Annotated in this window: 17 protein-coding genes; all 17 read left to right on the top strand. The window is 30.8% G+C overall.

Annotation, left to right across the window (positions count from 1 at the left end):
• Positions 1-49 precede the first annotated feature (49 nt).
• The 17 genes from mapA (at position 50) to ccsA (ending at position 17449) form a co-directional block, all read left to right on the top strand.
• Positions 50-694, top strand: coding sequence for an outer membrane lipoprotein MapA (gene mapA / locus AJN60_RS06900; RefSeq protein WP_002870582.1), 645 nt, complete (start codon positions 50-52; stop codon positions 692-694).
• On the top strand, positions 691-1266 hold the full coding sequence (locus AJN60_RS06895; RefSeq protein ID WP_002870583.1) for a ComF family protein: 576 nt from the start codon (positions 691-693) through the stop codon (positions 1264-1266). The genes mapA and AJN60_RS06895 overlap by 4 nt, the downstream gene beginning before the upstream one ends.
• Positions 1267-1306: 40 nt before the next feature.
• Positions 1307-3895, top strand: coding sequence for a DNA topoisomerase (ATP-hydrolyzing) subunit A (gene gyrA / locus AJN60_RS06890; RefSeq protein ID WP_070286152.1), 2589 nt, complete (start codon positions 1307-1309; stop codon positions 3893-3895).
• A 66-nt stretch (positions 3896-3961) separates the two neighbouring features.
• Positions 3962-4477 (top strand): flagellar assembly lipoprotein FlgP, encoded by a 516-nt coding sequence (gene flgP / locus AJN60_RS06885; protein ID WP_002870585.1) that lies wholly within the window; start codon positions 3962-3964, stop codon positions 4475-4477.
• Positions 4453-4902: a flagellar assembly protein FlgQ gene (gene flgQ / locus AJN60_RS06880; RefSeq protein WP_070286151.1), complete on the top strand. Its 450-nt coding sequence runs from the start codon at positions 4453-4455 to the stop codon at positions 4900-4902. The genes flgP and flgQ overlap by 25 nt, the downstream gene beginning before the upstream one ends.
• A 56-nt stretch (positions 4903-4958) precedes the next feature.
• Positions 4959-6260, top strand: a complete 1302-nt coding sequence (locus tag AJN60_RS06875; protein ID WP_002867162.1) for a sigma-54-dependent transcriptional regulator — start codon at positions 4959-4961, stop codon at positions 6258-6260.
• Positions 6260-7291 carry an aspartate-semialdehyde dehydrogenase gene (locus AJN60_RS06870; protein WP_052949349.1) on the top strand — a complete coding sequence of 344 codons (1032 nt, stop codon included), beginning with the start codon at positions 6260-6262 and terminating at the stop codon, positions 7289-7291. The genes AJN60_RS06875 and AJN60_RS06870 overlap by 1 nt, the downstream gene beginning before the upstream one ends.
• A gap of 9 nt (positions 7292-7300) precedes the next feature.
• Positions 7301-7807, top strand: coding sequence for a YqhA family protein (locus tag AJN60_RS06865; RefSeq protein WP_002852919.1), 507 nt, complete (start codon positions 7301-7303; stop codon positions 7805-7807).
• A 51-nt stretch (positions 7808-7858) separates the two neighbouring features.
• Positions 7859-8050, top strand: coding sequence for a mini-MOMP protein (locus AJN60_RS06860; protein WP_002861753.1), 192 nt, complete (start codon positions 7859-7861; stop codon positions 8048-8050).
• Between the two features lie 8 nt (positions 8051-8058).
• Positions 8059-8493 (top strand): c-type cytochrome, encoded by a 435-nt coding sequence (locus tag AJN60_RS06855; RefSeq protein ID WP_002853959.1) that lies wholly within the window; start codon positions 8059-8061, stop codon positions 8491-8493.
• A 30-nt stretch (positions 8494-8523) separates the two neighbouring features.
• Positions 8524-9639 carry an ABC transporter substrate-binding protein gene (locus AJN60_RS06850; protein ID WP_052949350.1) on the top strand — a complete coding sequence of 372 codons (1116 nt, stop codon included), beginning with the start codon at positions 8524-8526 and terminating at the stop codon, positions 9637-9639.
• A 21-nt stretch (positions 9640-9660) separates the two neighbouring features.
• Positions 9661-10770, top strand: a complete 1110-nt coding sequence (locus AJN60_RS06845) for an ABC transporter substrate-binding protein (protein WP_070286150.1) — start codon at positions 9661-9663, stop codon at positions 10768-10770.
• Positions 10771-10788: 18 nt separating this feature from the next.
• Positions 10789-11685 carry a branched-chain amino acid ABC transporter permease gene (locus tag AJN60_RS06840; protein WP_002852952.1) on the top strand — a complete coding sequence of 299 codons (897 nt, stop codon included), beginning with the start codon at positions 10789-10791 and terminating at the stop codon, positions 11683-11685.
• On the top strand, positions 11685-12737 hold the full coding sequence (locus tag AJN60_RS06835; RefSeq protein ID WP_070286149.1) for a branched-chain amino acid ABC transporter permease: 1053 nt from the start codon (positions 11685-11687) through the stop codon (positions 12735-12737). The genes AJN60_RS06840 and AJN60_RS06835 overlap by 1 nt, the downstream gene beginning before the upstream one ends.
• Positions 12734-13504, top strand: coding sequence for an ABC transporter ATP-binding protein (locus tag AJN60_RS06830; protein WP_070286148.1), 771 nt, complete (start codon positions 12734-12736; stop codon positions 13502-13504). Before AJN60_RS06835 ends, AJN60_RS06830 begins: the two co-directional genes overlap by 4 nt.
• Entirely contained in the window at positions 13491-14186 is a 696-nt protein-coding gene (locus AJN60_RS06825) for an ABC transporter ATP-binding protein (RefSeq protein WP_002876396.1), read from the top strand. The genes AJN60_RS06830 and AJN60_RS06825 overlap by 14 nt, the downstream gene beginning before the upstream one ends.
• 17 nt (positions 14187-14203) lie before the next feature.
• On the top strand, positions 14204-17449 hold the full coding sequence (ccsA, locus tag AJN60_RS06820) for a cytochrome c biogenesis protein (protein WP_070286147.1): 3246 nt from the start codon (positions 14204-14206) through the stop codon (positions 17447-17449).
• Positions 17450-17457: the final 8 nt, after the last annotated feature.

Below are 17457 nucleotides of genomic sequence, written 5' to 3'. Positions count from 1 at the left end.
TTGCTTGTATTTTTAATACAATTTTAAAATAATTTTCTAAGGAGAAAAAATGTTTAAAAAATTTTTGATTTTTATAGTGCCTATTTTATTTTTGAGCGCTTGTGCAACTAAACAAGATACTTTTGCTCAAGTTAATCAAATTTCTAAAAATTCTCAATGCAGTTCTTGTGAAAGTCCTGATGGCTTTGAAGCAAAAATTAAAGGGCTTTTATACATTAGCGATGTTGGAATTCAATGTTGTGCCAATAAACGCACTTTAGATACCGGTATTGCTTTAAAAAAGGTTTATTTGCATAGATTTTATGATTTAAAAGAAGGACAAAAAGTTTTAAATGCTAAAGGGAAAAAGTTATTTGTTGATGTGAATTTTAATGCGGTATTTTATACTTATTTAAAACAAGAACTTGAAGCTAGAGGAATAGTTGTGCTTGACAATAATGATCAAAATTCACCTTATGTGAGTAAGATTGATTTAGAATTTATATCTTATGGAGCAACTCAAGATACTACAGGATTACATTCAAAACTAGTAGGAGTTTTACAAGTTAGCGATATAAACAAAAATAAGAAATTTACAATCCGCACCAAGCAAGATGTACAAGGTTTCGATGATCTAAAAGAAACAACTTTTTATACTCATTTGTTAATAAAACAAATGGCAAATAAAGCAGCTAGTTTAATTTCTGAACTTTGAGGTGTATAAATTGCGGAGCTTTTGCTCTGCTTTGCTTTTGTGATTTATGTGAGCTAGAGCTTTCTGAATTTTCCTTAAATGTAAGAAAGCTTGATAATAATTTCAAAGTCTATTCTTTTTATAAATACCATGAAATACAACACTTGCTTCACTCTAAACATTATTTTTATGGTTATTTTGTTTATAAAATGCTTGCTAAATTAAGTTTTGCAAAATTTAAAGATTTTTTTGATCCTAGAATGACAATCAATGTTATAGCCTTAGATGATAAGGTTGAAGATATGCTTTATTCGCATTCTGCTATTTTAGCTAGATATCTTAAAACAAAATTTGTAAAACCTGTTTTTAATGTTTTAAAAGCACAAAATCATATTAAATATTCTGGAAAAAGTTTAGAATTTCGTCAAAAACATAAAAGAAATTACAAACTCTTAAAAACCATTCACGAACCTGTAATTTTAGTAGATGATATTGTAACGACTGGTTCTAGCCTTTTGGAAGCTAAAAAAGTTTTAGAAGAAAATAAAATTTCTGTACTTTTTGCTCTTGTTTTAGCTGATGCAAAAGTTTAATATGCTATAATCAAAACTTTGAACTAATAGAAGGATTTTTATGGAGAATATTTTTAGCAAAGATTCTGATATTGAACTTGTAGATATAGAAAATTCTATAAAAAGTAGTTATTTAGACTATTCTATGAGTGTTATTATAGGTCGTGCTTTGCCTGACGCAAGAGATGGTTTAAAGCCTGTTCATAGAAGAATTTTATATGCTATGCAAAATGATGAGGCAAAAAGTAGAACAGATTTTGTCAAATCAGCCCGTATAGTGGGTGCTGTTATAGGTCGTTATCACCCACATGGAGATACAGCAGTTTATGATGCTTTGGTTAGAATGGCTCAAGATTTTTCTATGAGATATCCAAGTATTACAGGACAAGGCAACTTTGGATCTATAGATGGTGATAGCGCCGCTGCGATGCGTTATACTGAAGCAAAAATGAGTAAACTTTCTCATGAACTTTTAAAAGATATAGATAAAGATACGGTCGATTTTGTTCCAAATTATGATGGTTCAGAAAGTGAACCTGATGTTTTACCTTCTAGGGTTCCAAATTTATTATTAAATGGTTCAAGTGGTATAGCTGTAGGTATGGCGACAAACATCCCGCCTCATAGTTTAAATGAGTTGATAGATGGACTTTTATATTTGCTTGATAATAAAGATGCAAGCTTAGAAGAGATTATGCAGTTTATTAAAGGTCCAGATTTTCCAACAGGTGGAATAATTTATGGTAAAAAAGGTATTATAGAAGCTTATCGCACAGGGCGTGGTCGCGTGAAAGTGCGAGCTAAAACTCATATTGAAAAAAAGACAAATAAAGATGTTATTGTTATAGATGAGCTTCCTTATCAAACCAATAAAGCTAGGCTTATAGAGCAGATTGCAGAGCTTGTTAAAGAAAAGCAAATTGAAGGAATATCTGAAGTAAGAGATGAGAGTAATAAAGAAGGAATCCGCGTTGTTATAGAGCTTAAACGTGAAGCTATGAGTGAAATTGTTTTAAATAATCTATTTAAATCTACCACTATGGAAAGTACTTTTGGTGTGATTATGTTGGCAATTCACAATAAAGAACCTAAAATTTTCTCTTTGTTAGAACTTTTAAATCTTTTCTTAACTCATAGAAAAACAGTTATTATTAGAAGAACGATTTTTGAACTTCAAAAGGCAAGAGCAAGAGCTCATATTTTAGAAGGTCTTAAAATTGCACTTGATAATATAGATGAAGTGATTGCTTTAATTAAAAATAGTTCTGATAATAATACCGCAAGAGATTCTTTGGTAGCTAAATTTGGTCTTAGTGAGCTTCAAGCCAATGCTATTTTGGATATGAAACTGGGTCGTTTAACAGGACTTGAAAGAGAAAAAATCGAAAATGAACTTGCAGAATTAATGAAAGAAATTGCAAAACTTGAAGAAATTTTAAAAAGTGAAACCTTGCTTGAAAATTTAATTCGCGATGAATTAAAAGAAATTAGAAGTAAATTTGATGTGCCACGTATTACTCAAATTGAAGATGATTATGATGATATTGATATTGAAGATTTGATTCCTAATGAAAATATGGTTGTAACTATTACCCATCGTGGTTATATTAAGCGTGTGCCTAGTAAACAATATGAAAAGCAAAAACGAGGCGGAAAAGGAAAATTAGCCGTTACGACTTATGATGATGATTTTATAGAAAGTTTCTTTACGGCAAATACACATGATACGCTTATGTTTGTAACAGATCGTGGACAGCTTTATTGGCTTAAAGTTTATAAAATTCCTGAAGGCTCAAGAACGGCTAAAGGAAAAGCAGTGGTAAATCTTATTAATTTACAAGCTGAAGAAAAAATCATGGCTATTATTCCAACCACGGATTTTGATGAGAGTAAATCTTTATGTTTCTTTACTAAAAATGGTATTGTAAAGCGTACAAATTTGAGTGAATATCAAAATATCAGAAGTGTAGGAGTTAGAGCGATCAACTTGGATGAAAATGATGAGTTGGTAACTGCTATTATTGTTCAAAGAGATGAAGATGAAATTTTTGCCAGTGGTGGTGAAGAAAATTTAGAAAATCAAGAAATTGAAAATTTAGATGATGAAAATCTTGAAAATGAAGAAAGTGTAAGCACGCAAGGTAAAATGCTCTTTGCAGTAACCAAAAAAGGTATGTGTATCAAATTCCCACTTGCTAAAGTGCGTGAAATCGGTCGTGTAAGTCGTGGGGTGACGGCTATTAAATTTAAAGAGAAAAATGACGAATTAGTAGGTGCAGTTGTGATAGAAAATGATGAGCAAGAAATTTTAAGCATAAGTGCAAAAGGTATAGGAAAACGCACAAATGCTGGAGAATATAGATTGCAAAGCAGAGGTGGCAAAGGTGTAATTTGTATGAAACTTACAGAAAAAACCAAAGATCTTATTAGCGTAGTTATAGTGGATGAAACTATGGATTTAATGGCTCTTACAAGTTCAGGTAAGATGATACGTGTTGATATGCAAAGCATTAGAAAAGCAGGGCGTAATACGAGTGGTGTCATTGTAGTTAATGTGGAAAATGACGAGGTGGTTAGCATCGCTAAGTGTCCTAAAGAGGAAAATGATGAGGATGAGTTAAGCGATGAAAACTTTGGTTTAGATTTGTAATAAGTTTAAAGTTGGAACGCTTATTGCTTTTTATTTTACTAATTACAATATTTTGAAGGTGTAAAAATGAAAAAAATTTATTTTATGCTAGTAATAGCAGGAATTTTCGCTGGTTGTGTACCAAGTGCAAACAGTGCAACTAAAAATTCAAGTGCAAATAGCACTGCTCCATCTCAAGATGTTATCGTGCAAAAAGTCGATAAAGATGATGTGCGTGATATTATCAGAGAAGAAAAAATGTTGGCTCCAGATGCTAGCGAAACAGAACTTAGTTTTACAGCAGTTGGTGAAGGAATTGCTCCAATGAATACAGTTTCTACTGCTCAAGCCCTAGCTTTAGCAAAAAGAGCAGCGATTACAGATGCTTACAGACAGCTTGCAAGTAAGCTTTATGGTGTGAAAGTAAATGGTAAAGACACTGTAAAAGATGCAATGCTTAGAAGTTCAACTATTACTGCGCAAGTAAATGGTTTGATTAAAAATGCAAGTATTATTGATGAGAATTTTAATCAAGGGCTTTATAGAGTAAACTTAGAACTTAAAATCGATGCAGACAAGTGGAAAGAATTGTTTGCTTATTAATCTTTTTTAGCTTTAAGCTTTTTGCCCAAGATGAATTTATTTTTTGGGCAGAGCTTTCTAGTAAAAATTTCATTCTCTTTCATCAAAATCAAAATTTATCCTTAGCAATGACGCAAAGTGAAAATACTGAAGAACAATGGGTATGTGAAATTTCTTATAGTGTTCAAGATTTAAAAGTTTTACCTCGAACTTCTTTAGGATTGATTGATGATAATATGCCAAAAATAACTAAATTTAATTTTTTAAATTCTCATAAAGATGAGTTAAGTGATTGCTTTATAGGAGCTAGAATCAGTGTTAAGGATATTGTTAATACCGACTTATTACATGCCCAAAGTGAAACCTATGTTAAAATTTTACCCTTACGTTTTACCGTGGAATTTGGCGAACAAAATGCGATAATTTATTATCTTAAAAAAAAGTAAATTCAAAATTAAGCGCAAATTAGATACTATAGCAGAAATTTTTTAAAAGGCTTAGGATGAATTTAGTCATAGTAGAAGATGATATTAATATGCGTAAATCCTTAGAAATTGCATTAGCAGAGTATGAAGAATTTAATATTAAATCTTACAAATCTGCCACTGAGGCTTTAAAAAAAATAGATGAGAATACAGATTTGATTATTACAGATATTAATATGCCAGGAATTGATGGCATAGAATTTGTTAAAGCCTGTGAAAATAAATATGATTTTATTATTATGACAGGAAATGCTACTTTAAGCCGTGCTATAGAAGCGGTTCGTTTGGGAGTAAAAGATTTTCTAACTAAGCCTTTTGATGTTGATACTTTAGTCGAGGCTATTAAGCGTGCTAAAATCATAAGAGAAAAAACAGCCGATAAAAAAAGCAAAAAAAATGAAAAAAAAGAAGAAAATAAAGATTTTTTTTCAACTTCTCCTAATTTAGAAAAAACATTAAATTTAAGTCAAAAAGCGGCTAAAACTGATGCTTCTGTAATGTTTTTTGGAGAGAGTGGAGTAGGAAAAGAGGTATTTTCTCGTTATATTCACACTCATTCTAAACGCTCTAATAAGCCTTTTGTTGCTATTAATATGGCAGCCATTCCTGCAAATTTGATTGAAAGTGAGCTTTTTGGTTTTGAAAAAGGTGCTTTTACTGATGCCAATGCAACTAAAATAGGGCTTTTTGAAATGGCTAATGAGGGCACTTTGTTTTTAGATGAAATTGGCGAAATGCCTTATGAAATTCAAGCCAAACTTTTAAGAGCTTTGCAAGAAAAAGAAATCACACGACTTGGAAGTACGAAAAGCATCAAAATAGATGTAAGAATTATCAGTGCAACTAATGCAAATTTAGATGAAAAAATAAAAAATGGCGAATTTCGTTCAGATTTATATTATCGTTTAAACACTGTTCCTATTAATATCCCGCCTTTAAGAGAGCGCAAAGAAGAAATTTTAGGTATAGCTCAAAAGGTTTTAGAAGATACTTGTAAAGAATATGATTTTAAGGAAAAACAGCTCAGCCAAGAAGCTAAAAATGCTTTACTTGAATATGATTTTCCTGGTAATATTAGAGAATTAATATCCGTTGTACAAAGAGCTTGTATTTTAAGTGAAAATGATGAAATTTCAAGTGAAGATTTGTTCTTAGAAGCTAGAAGTATAAAAAAAGATGTAAAGAATTTAGAGAAAGAATTGATTTGTGAAGTTCTTTTAAGTGTAGATTATGATAAGGATCAAGCTTCTCAAATTTTAGGTATGGATATAAAAATTTTAAATGAAAAAATTAAAAAATATCAAATAAAGGATAAGTAATGTCAAAAAAACAAAAAATAGCCATTGTGGGTGCTACTGGTGCGGTTGGGGAAGAGCTTTTAAATGTTTTAGATGAACTTGATTTCCCAGTAGAAAGTATTTTACCTTTAGCAAGTGCAAAAAGTGTAGATAGTGAAGTAGAATTTAAAGGCAAAACTTATAAAGTCAAAGAACTTACTGAAAATGTATTTAAAGAAAATCCTATTGATATTGCTTTTTTTAGCGCAGGTGGAAGTGTGAGTGAAAAATATGCTAAATTTGCAGTAGAATCGGGTGCTGTTGTTATTGATAATACAAGTCATTTTAGAATGGAAAAAGATGTTCCTTTGGTGGTTCCTGAATGCAATCCTGAGGATATTAAAGATTGGAAAAAAACAGGGATTATTGCTAATCCAAATTGTTCTACTATACAAATGGTACAAGTTTTAAAACCTTTAAATGATGCATTTAATTTAAAGCGTGTTGATGTAAGTACCTATCAGGCTGCAAGTGGAGCAGGAAAAGAAGGAATGCAAGAATTGGTTGAAGCCATGCAAAGTTTTTTTGCTTTTAAACTTGATGAATTTGAACCTCAAACTTTTCCTTATACTTTAGCACTTAATCTTATTCCACAAATTGATGTTTTTATGGATAATGATTACACTAAAGAAGAACTTAAAATGGTCAATGAAACTCAAAAAATTTTACATAAAAATTTAGAAGTTTCAGCAACTTGTGTAAGAGTGCCTGTTTTAAGAAGTCATAGCGAAGCCATTACTATGCATTTTGAAAAAGAAATAGATGTAAAAAAAGCTAAAGAAATTTTAGAAAAAGCACCAAGTGTTGTTGTCATAGACGATCCTAAAAATAAAAAATACCCTATGCCTTTAATGACTAGCGATACTAATGAAACTTATGTAGGAAGAATTCGCGCTGATGTGTATGATAAAAAAATACTCCATCTTTGGTGTGTGGCAGATCAAATTCGTGTAGGTGCTGCAACAAACGCTGTGCGTATTGCGCAAAAATGGTTAGAATTAAAAAATAAATAAGGAAAAAAAATGTTAGAGAAAATATTTGAATCTTTACTTGTTAGAAGTCGTATTGTTACAATTTTACCCGTAATTTTTGGTTTAATTGGAGCTTTTGTATTGTTTTTTATTGCAAGTTATGATGTTTTAAAAGTTATATTTTATACTTATAATTATTTTTTTGATGCAGGTTCTAATGTGGATTTGCATGAGGATGTGGTGGCTTTGATTATAGGAGCTGTTGATCTTTATCTTATGGCTTTAGTTTTGTTTATTTTTTCTTTTGGAGTTTATGAGCTTTTTATCAGTGAAATAGAAGAATTTAAACAAACAAAACAAAGCAAGGTTTTAGAGGTGCATAGCTTAGATCAATTAAAAGACAAGCTTGCAAAAGTTATCATTATGGTCTTAGTGGTAAATTTCTTTCAAAGGGTTTTACAGATGAAATTTGCTACTCCTGTGGATATGGCTTTTCTTGCTGGATCGATTTTAGCTCTTTGTGTAGGACTTTATTTTTTACATAAAGGTGGTCATTAACAAGGATTATCTTTTTTTGATATAATCGTTTTTTGTGTTTAAAGAATAAAAATGAAAAAAATGTTTTTAATTGGTATGATTTTAAATCATTTTGTTTTTGCAGCTCCGTTAGATGAAGTCTTTAAAGATATAGAAGTTTCAGGGACTGTTCGTTATCGCTATGATATTAAAAAAGAAAAAAAATACAATAAAAAAACACATAGATATCAAAATAAAACACAAACGGAAATTACAATAAAATAAGGAAAATCATGATTATACGATGGTTGTTTATTAGTTCAATATTTGTTGTTGCGCTTTTTGGTATTAACTTGAAATCATTTTTTACTTATACCTTTGATGCAAATAAGCAATATGATATGGAAAAAGCGAAGGCTTTGTATTTTCAAAATAAATGCAATACTTGCCATGGAGATAATGCTGAAAAGAGTGTTATAGGATCTAGAATTTTAAAAGATATGTCTCCTGAGGATATTAAAGGAGCTTTGATAGGTTATACTCTTGATAGTAGCAGTTCTACAACAGCTTCTCAAATGGCTTTTTATGCTAGAAATTTAAGCCACGAGGATATAGATAATATTATTGCTTATATTAAAGGTGGAAATTTTGCGCTTGATTTGCAAGTAAAAGACCTTCTTGAAGAAGAACCTGCGCAAAAAACAAAACATAATATATTTCTAAAATAAAATGTAAAAACTATAATTAAAAGGAATGCTATGAAAAAACTAACTTTAACTTTAAGTGTTTTAACTATGGTAAATTGCTTATATGCTAAGGATATTAATATAGGAGTAGTTTTACCTTTAACTGGAACTGTGGCAGCTTATGGGCAAGATGTTTTTAACGGAATTGAACTGGCTAATAAGCTACAACCAAAACTTTCAAATGGAGATGTTATTAAACTTATCACAATAGATACAAAAGGAGATAAGCTTGAAACTTCAAACGGGGTTAATCGTTTAATAGCAACAGATAAAGTCCTTGGGATTATTGGTGAAGCTACAACTCCAAATACTATTCAAGCTATTTCTATAGCAGAAGAGAAAAAAATTCCCCTAATAGCTCCAGTGGCATCTGGAGATAAATTGCTAGATAAAAAGAAATATGCAAGTAGAGTTTGTTTTAAAGACAGTTTTCAAGGAGATAAATTTGCTACTTATGTATCTAAGGATTTAGGGCTTAAAAATGCTGTTATCATCATAGATCAAAGCAATGTTTATTCTTTAGGTTTGGCAAGAGCTTTTGAAAATTCTTTTAAGAATAATGGTGGGAAAATTATAAAAAAACTTGTTATTAATTCAGGAGATAAAGATTTTAGAGCTGTGGTTTCTCAACTTAAGAGTTTAAATCCTGATTTTGTTTATATGCCTATTTATCATCCTGAAGCTGCTTTAATTGCGAGACAAGCAAGACAAATTGGTTTTGATAAACTTTTAGCAGCAGGAGATGGTGTTAATAATCAAACTTTTATAGATCTTGGCGGGAGTGCTGTTAATGGAGTAATTTTCACTGATAGTTTTGATTATAACAATCCATTTACACAATTAGGAAAAGATTTTGTTGCAGCTTATGAGAAAGTTAAAGGAACAAAAGAACTTCCAGCATTTTCGGCTATGGGGGCTGATGCGTATTTTGTAATGTTGAATGCTATGAATGCTTGCGTTGATAATCTTAGCAGTGAATGTATTAATAGCAAAATTCATCAAACTAAAGATTTTCAAGCTGTTGGTGGTGTGATTAGCATAGATGAAAGCGGTAATGCTATTCGTTCTGTTGTGATTAAAGAAATTCAAAATCAAAAACAAAATTATAAAACAATTATAAATCCATAATTACTAAAATAAAGGTAGAGAATGAAAAAAAGTTTAATTTTAGCAAGTATTCTAGGTTTAAGTTTAAGTGCTGCGGAAGTCAAAATAGGAGTTGTTTTACCACTTAGCGGAGCTACTGCAGCATATGGACAAAGTGCACTAGAAGGGATTAAACTTGCAAATTCAATGCAATCAACTTTAAGTAATGGAGATAAGGTTTCTCTTGCTATTATTGATACTAAGGGTGATAAATTAGAATCTTCGAGTGGAGCAAATCGTTTAATTTCTCAAGATAAAGTTATAGGTCTTATAGGGGAAATGGTTACTGCTAATACATTGCAAGTTATGCGTGTAGCAGAAGATAATAAAATTCCATTGATCGCTCCTGCTGCAACTGGCGATAGATTGCTTGATAAAAAAATATATTCTTCTCGAGTATGTTTTATGGATAGTTTTCAAGGTTCATCTTTAGCAAAATATGTTTTTTCAAAACTTAATTACAAAAGTGCTGTTATTGTGGTAGATCAAAGCACTGACTATTCTTTAGGTTTAGCAAAAGCTTTTGAAAAACAGTACAAGTCTAATGGTGGTCAAATTCTTAGAATTTTAAGAGTTAATTCAGGTGATAAAGATTTTAGAGCTATTGTAGCTCAAGTTAAAAGTTTAAATCCAGAATTTATTTTTTTACCGCTTTATTATAGTGAAGCTTCTTTATTTGCAAGACAATCAAAACTCGCAGGTTTAAATATTCCTATGGGCTCTGCAGATGGAGTTGCTGATCAAACTTTTATTAGTTTAGCTGGAGATGCAAGCGAGGGTTATATTTTCACAGATAGTTTTGATGCTAATAATCCAACTACAAAATTAAGCAAAGAATTTATCAGTGTTTATGAAAAAGCTAAAGGAACAAAAGAAGTTCCAAATTTTTCGGCTATGGGTGCTGATGCGTATTTTGTAATGCTAAATGCTATGAATGCTTGCGTTGATAATCTTACTAGTAAGTGCGTCAATGAAAAAATTCACCAAACTAAAAATTATCAAGGTGTTTCTGGTGTTATTAGCATTGATCAAACAGGAAATGCAACTCGTTCTGTAGTGGTTAAAGAAATTAAAAATCAAAAGCAAAATTATAAAGATATTATCAACCCTTAAAGGAAAAATAGAAAGATTATGGATTCTACTTTATTTTTACAACAACTTGTTAATGGGCTTAGTTTGGGTAGTATGTATGCTCTTATTGCTGTTGGCTATACTATGGTTTATGGCGTGTTAAGACTTATTAATTTTGCTCACGGCGATATTATGATGGTTGGTGCTTATGCAGCTCTTTTTTGCATGACTAATCTAAATGTTCCTTTTCTAGGAGCTTTGTCTTTAGCAATGATTTTTGCTGCCTGTGTTGGAATAGCTACAGATAGAATTGCTTATAAACCTTTAAGACAGGCTCCTAGAATTTCATTGTTGATCACAGCAATTGGTATTAGTTTTTTCTTGCAAAATCTTTTTAATATGCTTTTTACTTCAACACCTAGAACTTTTACACCGCCAAGTTATTTTGAGGAAAGTGTTAATTTTGGTGGAGTGATAACAACTTATGGTTCTTTAATGGTTCCTGCTCTTACATTTGTTATTTTAATAGCAGTGTTATGGATTTTGTATAAAAGCAAATATGGTATAGCTATTCGTGCTTTGGCATTTGATATACAAACAGTAAATTTAATGGGTATAGATGCAAATCGTATTATTGCTATAGTTTTTGCCCTAGGTTCAGCTTTGGCAGCAGTTGGGGGTGTTTTTTGGGCTGCAAATTATTATTCTGTTGAACCTACTATGGGAACTTTAATAGGTTTGAAAGCTTTTGCTGCTGCAGTTTTAGGAGGTATAGGTTCTGTAGTAGGTGCAGTTTTGGGTGGACTTATTATAGGATTTACTGAAGTTGTTGTTGTGGCTTTTTTTCCAGATTTATCAGGCTTTAAAGATGCATTTGCTTTTATTTTTTTGGTGTTTATATTGTTATTTAGGCCTACGGGAATTTTAGGTATAAATTTTGAAAAGAGTAGGTTTTAATGATGGTTAAAATTAAGGTTTCACATTTAATCTTTTTGATTGCTTCAATTATTTTTATTTTCATTTCTCCTTATATTTTTGGGGACTATGGATTAAATATTGTTAATCAAATTGCTATTTTTATTATTTTGGCTGTGAGTTACAATCTTATTAATGGTGTAACTGGACAATTTTCACTAGAACCCAATGGATTTGTTGCAATTGGAGCTTATGCAGCTGCTTTAGTTCTTTTAAGTGCTGATGCAAAAAATGATCAGTTTTTTTTAGATGGTCCTAGTTCTTTTATTTTAGCTATCCATTCAAATTCCTTTATTCTAGCTTTAATTGTGGCTGGAATTTGTTCATCTTTGCTTGCCCTGATTTTAGCTTTTGCTGTATTTCGCGTGAGAGGGGATTATTTAGCTATTGTAACTTTAGGCTTTGGAATAATTATTAAAATAGCTGCTATTAATTTTCCTTCTATTACTAATGGCTCAAGAGGACTGGTAGATATTCCACAATTTTCCACGATCTATTGGACAGGTGGTATTGCTATTATAGCGGTTATTTTAATTTTAAATATAGTTTATTCTAAATATGGTCGTGCAATGAAGGCTATAAGAGATGATGAAGATGCTGCAAGTGCTATGGGAATAAATACTTTTTGGATAAAAACTTTAGCTTTTGGCACTTCAGCATTTTTAGAAGGTGTAGGTGGTGGACTTTTAGCTTGTCTGTTGACTACCGTATCTCCAACTCAATTTGATTTTTTACTTACTTTTCAACTTTTGATTATTATTGTTTTAGGTGGACTTGGTTCTACTACAGGTGCTATCATAGGTGCGATATTGGTTATTGGTGGAAGCGAGTGGCTTAGATTTTTAGATGAGTTAAATATAAAAATAGATTCTTTAAATCTCGATATCCAATCAACACCAGGACTTAGAATGGTTGTTTTTTCTATTGTTCTTATTTTAGTAATGCTTTTTGCAAGAAAAGGCATAATGGGTTATTACGAGTTGAGTGATGTGATTAGAGAGATTAAAAAGCGTTTTAAAAGGAGTAAAAAATGATTTTGGAATTAAAACAAATTTCAAAAAGTTTTGGTAGTGTTAAGGCTATTAATGAAACTTCTTTTAAAATCAATGAGGGTGAAATTTTTGCTTTAATTGGACCTAACGGGGCTGGTAAAACAACTCTTTTTAATATTATAACAGGCAACTATAAACCTAGTTCAGGTTCGGTTGAATTTCTAGGAGAAAGAATTGATCACTTAAAACCTCATAAGATTGTGCATTTAGGAATAGCTAGAACATTTCAAAATATTAGACTTTTTTCAAGTATGAATGTACTTGAAAATGTTCTTATTGGTTTTAATAAACAAATGAAATATAATATTTTTGAAGCCTTTTTACATTTAGGGCGTTTTGGAAAAATAGAACAAGTATTTAAAGAAAAGGCTTATGCAATATTAGAAGAACTTGGTATTGCAGAATTTGCTCATGAAAAGGCTACTAGCTTAAGTTATGGACAACAAAGAAAAGTTGAGATTGCAAGAGCAATGGCTACTCAGCCAAGATTATTATTGCTTGATGAGCCAGCCGCTGGGATGAATAGCTCTGAGAGCGATGAACTTGCTGAGCTCATTTTTAAATTACGAAAAGATTATAAAATTAGCGTTTTGCTTATAGAGCATGATATGAAATTTGTAAATAAATTGTGTGATCGCGTATTGGTGCTTGATTATGGAAAAACAATTTTTGAAGGTAAACTTTGCGATGCTGTAAATCATAAAGAAGTAATTGCTGCGTATTTAGGGGATTTTGATGCTAATAGTTAAAGATTTGCATGTTTATTATGGATTAATTGAAGCTGTTAAAGGGATTGATTTTAAAGTGGAAACAGGTCATATTGTTTCTCTTATAGGTTCAAATGGAGCAGGTAAAACTTCAACTTTAAATGCGCTTTTAAACTCAGTTAAAAGAACTGGTGAGGTTAATTTCTTAGGTTATGATACTAAAAGGCATTTAACTCATACTTTAGTTCAAAAAGGTATAGCTTTAGTTCCTGAAGGAAGGCGTGTTTTTATCAATTTAAGCGTAGAGGAAAATTTAAAAATAGGTGCTTTTAATAATGCTGAAAATTATGAGCATTTAAGAGAGCAAATGTATAAACTTTTTCCAAGACTTGCAAGCAAAAAGCATGCTTTAGCTGGAACATTGAGTGGAGGGGAAGCGCAAATGCTTGCGATTTCAAGGGCTTTAATGAGTGAACCAAAACTTTTGATGTTGGATGAGCCTTCCTTGGGACTTGCTCCAAAGATTGTGGGCGAAGTTTTTGATATTATTGTGCGTTTAAAAGAAGAGGGTATAACTATTCTTTTGGTAGAGCAAAATGCTTATTCTGCATTAAAAATAAGTGATTATGCTTATGTTTTGGAAAATGGTCACATTGTAATGGAAAACGAGGCTAAAAATTTAATAGGTGATGATGAGATTAGAAAGAAATATTTAGGGCTTTAAAATTTAAAGGAAAAAGAATGGAAAATATAATAAAAAGCATAGGGGATTTAAGAGTTTCGGTTGTATTGTTTTTGCTTTTTGCGCTTTTTTGTGCTTTGGCAACTTTTATTGAAAGTGCTTATGGAACTCCTACGGCTTGGGCAATGGTTTATGATACTTTTTGGTTTGAATATATACAACTTTTACTTGGTATTAATTTACTATGCGGGATGTTTCGTTATAAAATGTTTGGGCTTAAAAAATTGCCTTTAATGATTTTTCATATTTCTTTTTTATTTATTTTAGTGGGTTCTGCAATGACAAGATATGCTGGTTTTGAAGGTATTTTACCTATTAGAGAGCATACTCAAAATTCACTTATAGAAAGTTCTAAGACTTCTTTGCGTATTTCTACTATAAAAGATGGAGAACGCTATAGTGCGGTTAATGATCGTTATATAGGAAATTTGCCTTTTGCTAATTCTTTTAAACTAAAACTTAATTTAGGTGATGATCAAGCTGTATTAAAATATAAAGATTTAATTTTAAATGCTCATTATACTTATAAAGAAAATAATAATTCTGATCCTTTATTAGTTTTGATGCTTTCTCAAAAAGGATCTCAAGGTGTTGATGTTAAATTTGAAAAAGGTGAAGTTAAGAATATAGAAGGGGTTAACTTTGCTTTTATGAATGATAATGTTAAAGCACCTTTTGTAAAAATTGATGAAAATTTAACTTTAAGTTCAAGTGAAAACTTACATTTTTTAAGTATGTTAGATGGACAAAATTTAGACCTTAAAATTGGAGAAAAGGCAAATGCTAAGGAAAGAAGGCTTTATGAAATTAAAGATATTAGTTTTGTAGTTAAAGCTGCTTCTTTACACGCACAAGAAGCTTTAGAAGGTTCCAATAGACCTCAAGATGAAAGTTTTTGGTTATGGTTTAAATCTACTTGGTTAGAAGTGGGTAGAACTATGTTGATTTCTACTTTTGGCGAGCCTCAAAATTGGAAAAATTCTTTATTGTTACATTTTAAAGATTTTGCTTTAAGTAATGAGAGTAAAAACTTAGAATTAACTGGCTCTAATGCTTTAAAATTAGAATTAAGCTATAAAAATGAAAGTAAAGAATTTTATATTTTTGAATATAATAAACCTATTATGATAGAACTTGCAGGTCAAAAATTCTTTATTTCTTGGGCACTTTCTTATGAACAATTGCCTTTTGATATTTATTTAAGAGATTTTGTATTAGATCGTTATCCAGGTTCTATGTCTCCAGCTTCTTATGCAAGTGAAATTACCGTAAAAAATAATAATGAAAATTTTGATTATAGAATTTTTATGAATAATGTTTTAGATTATGATGGCTATAGATTTTATCAAAGTTCTTATGATCAAGATGAAAAAGGGACTGTTTTATCTGTAAATAAAGATCCAGGTAAAATACCAACTTATATAGGTTATTTTTTGCTTTGTTTTGGAATGTTTATGAATTTTTTAAATCCACATTCTAGATTTAGAACTTTGGCAAGATTGATTAATAAAGACACTTTAAAACATACAAGTGTGATTATTTTTATTTTATTGCTATCTTTTGGTTCTGAAAAGACTTTTGCTCAAGATTTAAATTCGACCTTACCTATGGTAAATACTAATCATGCTAAAGCTCTTGCTACTTTAATAGTTCAAAAATCAGCAGATGGAAGAATGGTGCCTTTTGATACGCTATCAAGAGAAATTTTAGAAAAAATTCATCAAAGTGATAGCTATAAGGGTCAAAATTCTAACGCTGTTATGCTTTCCATGCTCGTTGATGTAGATAAATGGCAAATGGAACCTTTTATTTTAATGCCACAAAATCAAGCAGTTCGTGATGCTATTGCAAATATTTTAGAAATTCCTAGCGCTAAATATATTTCTTATAAAGATTTCTTTGATGAGAATAACCGATATAAACTTCAAAAATATGTTGAAAATGCAAATCGTAAAAACCCAAATGCAAGAGGAGTTTTTGATAAGGAAATTATAAAACTAGATGAAAGAGCTAATGTTGTAAATTTAGTTTTTAGTGGTGAATTATTTAAATTTATTCCTGTTCAAAATAATCCAAATAATGTTTGGCTTGCACCTTTTTCTGCTGTAACTACTCTTAAGGGGGATGAAGGGCATATTGTTTGGGCTTTAATACAGAATTATTTTAGTGCCGTGGAAAATGCTTTTAAAGATGGCAATTGGACTAGAGCTGATGAAGGCTTGAAATTTATCAAAGAATATCAAGAAAAAATAGGATATAAAGTCATGCCTAGTAAAACCAAGGTTGAAATGGAAATTTTTTCTAATAAGGCTGAAATTTTCGTTAAACTCGCTCCTGTATATTTAATTGCGGGTTTTTTACTTTTGATTCTTGTTTTTTCTAAAATGGTCATACCGAATTTAAAAATCTCTTTTATATTTAAAGTGGTATATGTTTTAAATGTTTTAGCTTTTGTAATTCATACATTAGGTCTTGGACTTCGTGCTTATTTATCAGGTCATGCTCCATGGAGTAATGGCTATGAAAGTATGGTGTATATAGCTTGGGCATTGTCTTTGTCGGGTATATTTTTCTCTAGAAAAAGTCCTATAGCCTTGTCATTAACTTCTATTTTATCCGGTGTTGTATTAATGGTTGCACATTTAAGCGAAATGAATCCGCAAATTACAAATCTTGTTCCTGTGCTCAATTCTTATTGGCTTAGTATTCATGTATCTGTTATTACTGCTAGTTATGGATTTTTAGGACTTTGTGCCTTACTTGGTATCTTTACACTGTTCTTAATGTGTTTTCTTAAGAAAGATGGAAAATATAATCTTAATATTTTGAGAAATATTACAGAGGCTACAAGAATTAATGAAATGGCAATGATTTTTGGACTTTGTTTGCTTACTGTAGGAAATTTTTTAGGTGCAATTTGGGCAAATGAAAGTTGGGGGAGATATTGGAGTTGGGATTCTAAGGAAACTTGGGCTTTGGTTAGCATTTTGGTTTATGCAGCAATTTTGCATCTTAGAATGATTCCAAAATATTGTAATCAATTTGTGTTTGCTTTATGGAGTATGTTTGCTTATTGGGTTATTATTATGACTTATTTTGGAGTAAATTACTTTTTAACAGGACTTCATTCTTACGCTGCAGGCGAAGCGGCTCAAATTCCTAATTATGTTTATTGGGGATTTGCATTGATGGTGGTTTTAGCTCTTTTTGCAAGAAGGAATCGAAATTTTGTGGGCAAACTTTAAATGAGCCA

Source organism: Campylobacter sp. BCW_4323, from assembly GCF_001763115.1.
GTDB lineage: Bacteria > Campylobacterota > Campylobacteria > Campylobacterales > Campylobacteraceae > Campylobacter_D > Campylobacter_D jejuni.
The sequence above is the reverse complement of the archived record's forward strand: the minus strand, read 5'-3'. Positions and strand labels throughout refer to the sequence as shown.

Bases quoted from the DNA above. Each gene is read 5' to 3' on its own strand.
- mapA (WP_002870582.1), top strand. From the start codon at position 50: ATGTTTAAAAAATTTTTGATTTTTATAGTGCCTATTTTATTTTTGAGC.
- gyrA (WP_070286152.1), top strand. From the start codon at position 1,307: ATGGAGAATATTTTTAGCAAAGATTCTGATATTGAACTTGTAGATATA.
- flgP (WP_002870585.1), top strand. From the start codon at position 3,962: ATGAAAAAAATTTATTTTATGCTAGTAATAGCAGGAATTTTCGCTGGT.
- AJN60_RS06875 (WP_002867162.1), top strand. From the start codon at position 4,959: ATGAATTTAGTCATAGTAGAAGATGATATTAATATGCGTAAATCCTTA.
- AJN60_RS06870 (WP_052949349.1), top strand. From the start codon at position 6,260: ATGTCAAAAAAACAAAAAATAGCCATTGTGGGTGCTACTGGTGCGGTT.
- AJN60_RS06865 (WP_002852919.1), top strand. From the start codon at position 7,301: ATGTTAGAGAAAATATTTGAATCTTTACTTGTTAGAAGTCGTATTGTT.
- AJN60_RS06860 (WP_002861753.1), top strand. From the start codon at position 7,859: ATGAAAAAAATGTTTTTAATTGGTATGATTTTAAATCATTTTGTTTTT.
- AJN60_RS06855 (WP_002853959.1), top strand. From the start codon at position 8,059: ATGATTATACGATGGTTGTTTATTAGTTCAATATTTGTTGTTGCGCTT.
- AJN60_RS06850 (WP_052949350.1), top strand. From the start codon at position 8,524: ATGAAAAAACTAACTTTAACTTTAAGTGTTTTAACTATGGTAAATTGC.
- AJN60_RS06845 (WP_070286150.1), top strand. From the start codon at position 9,661: ATGAAAAAAAGTTTAATTTTAGCAAGTATTCTAGGTTTAAGTTTAAGT.
- AJN60_RS06840 (WP_002852952.1), top strand. From the start codon at position 10,789: ATGGATTCTACTTTATTTTTACAACAACTTGTTAATGGGCTTAGTTTG.
- AJN60_RS06835 (WP_070286149.1), top strand. From the start codon at position 11,685: ATGATGGTTAAAATTAAGGTTTCACATTTAATCTTTTTGATTGCTTCA.
- AJN60_RS06830 (WP_070286148.1), top strand. From the start codon at position 12,734: ATGATTTTGGAATTAAAACAAATTTCAAAAAGTTTTGGTAGTGTTAAG.
- AJN60_RS06825 (WP_002876396.1), top strand. From the start codon at position 13,491: ATGCTAATAGTTAAAGATTTGCATGTTTATTATGGATTAATTGAAGCT.
- ccsA (WP_070286147.1), top strand. From the start codon at position 14,204: ATGGAAAATATAATAAAAAGCATAGGGGATTTAAGAGTTTCGGTTGTA.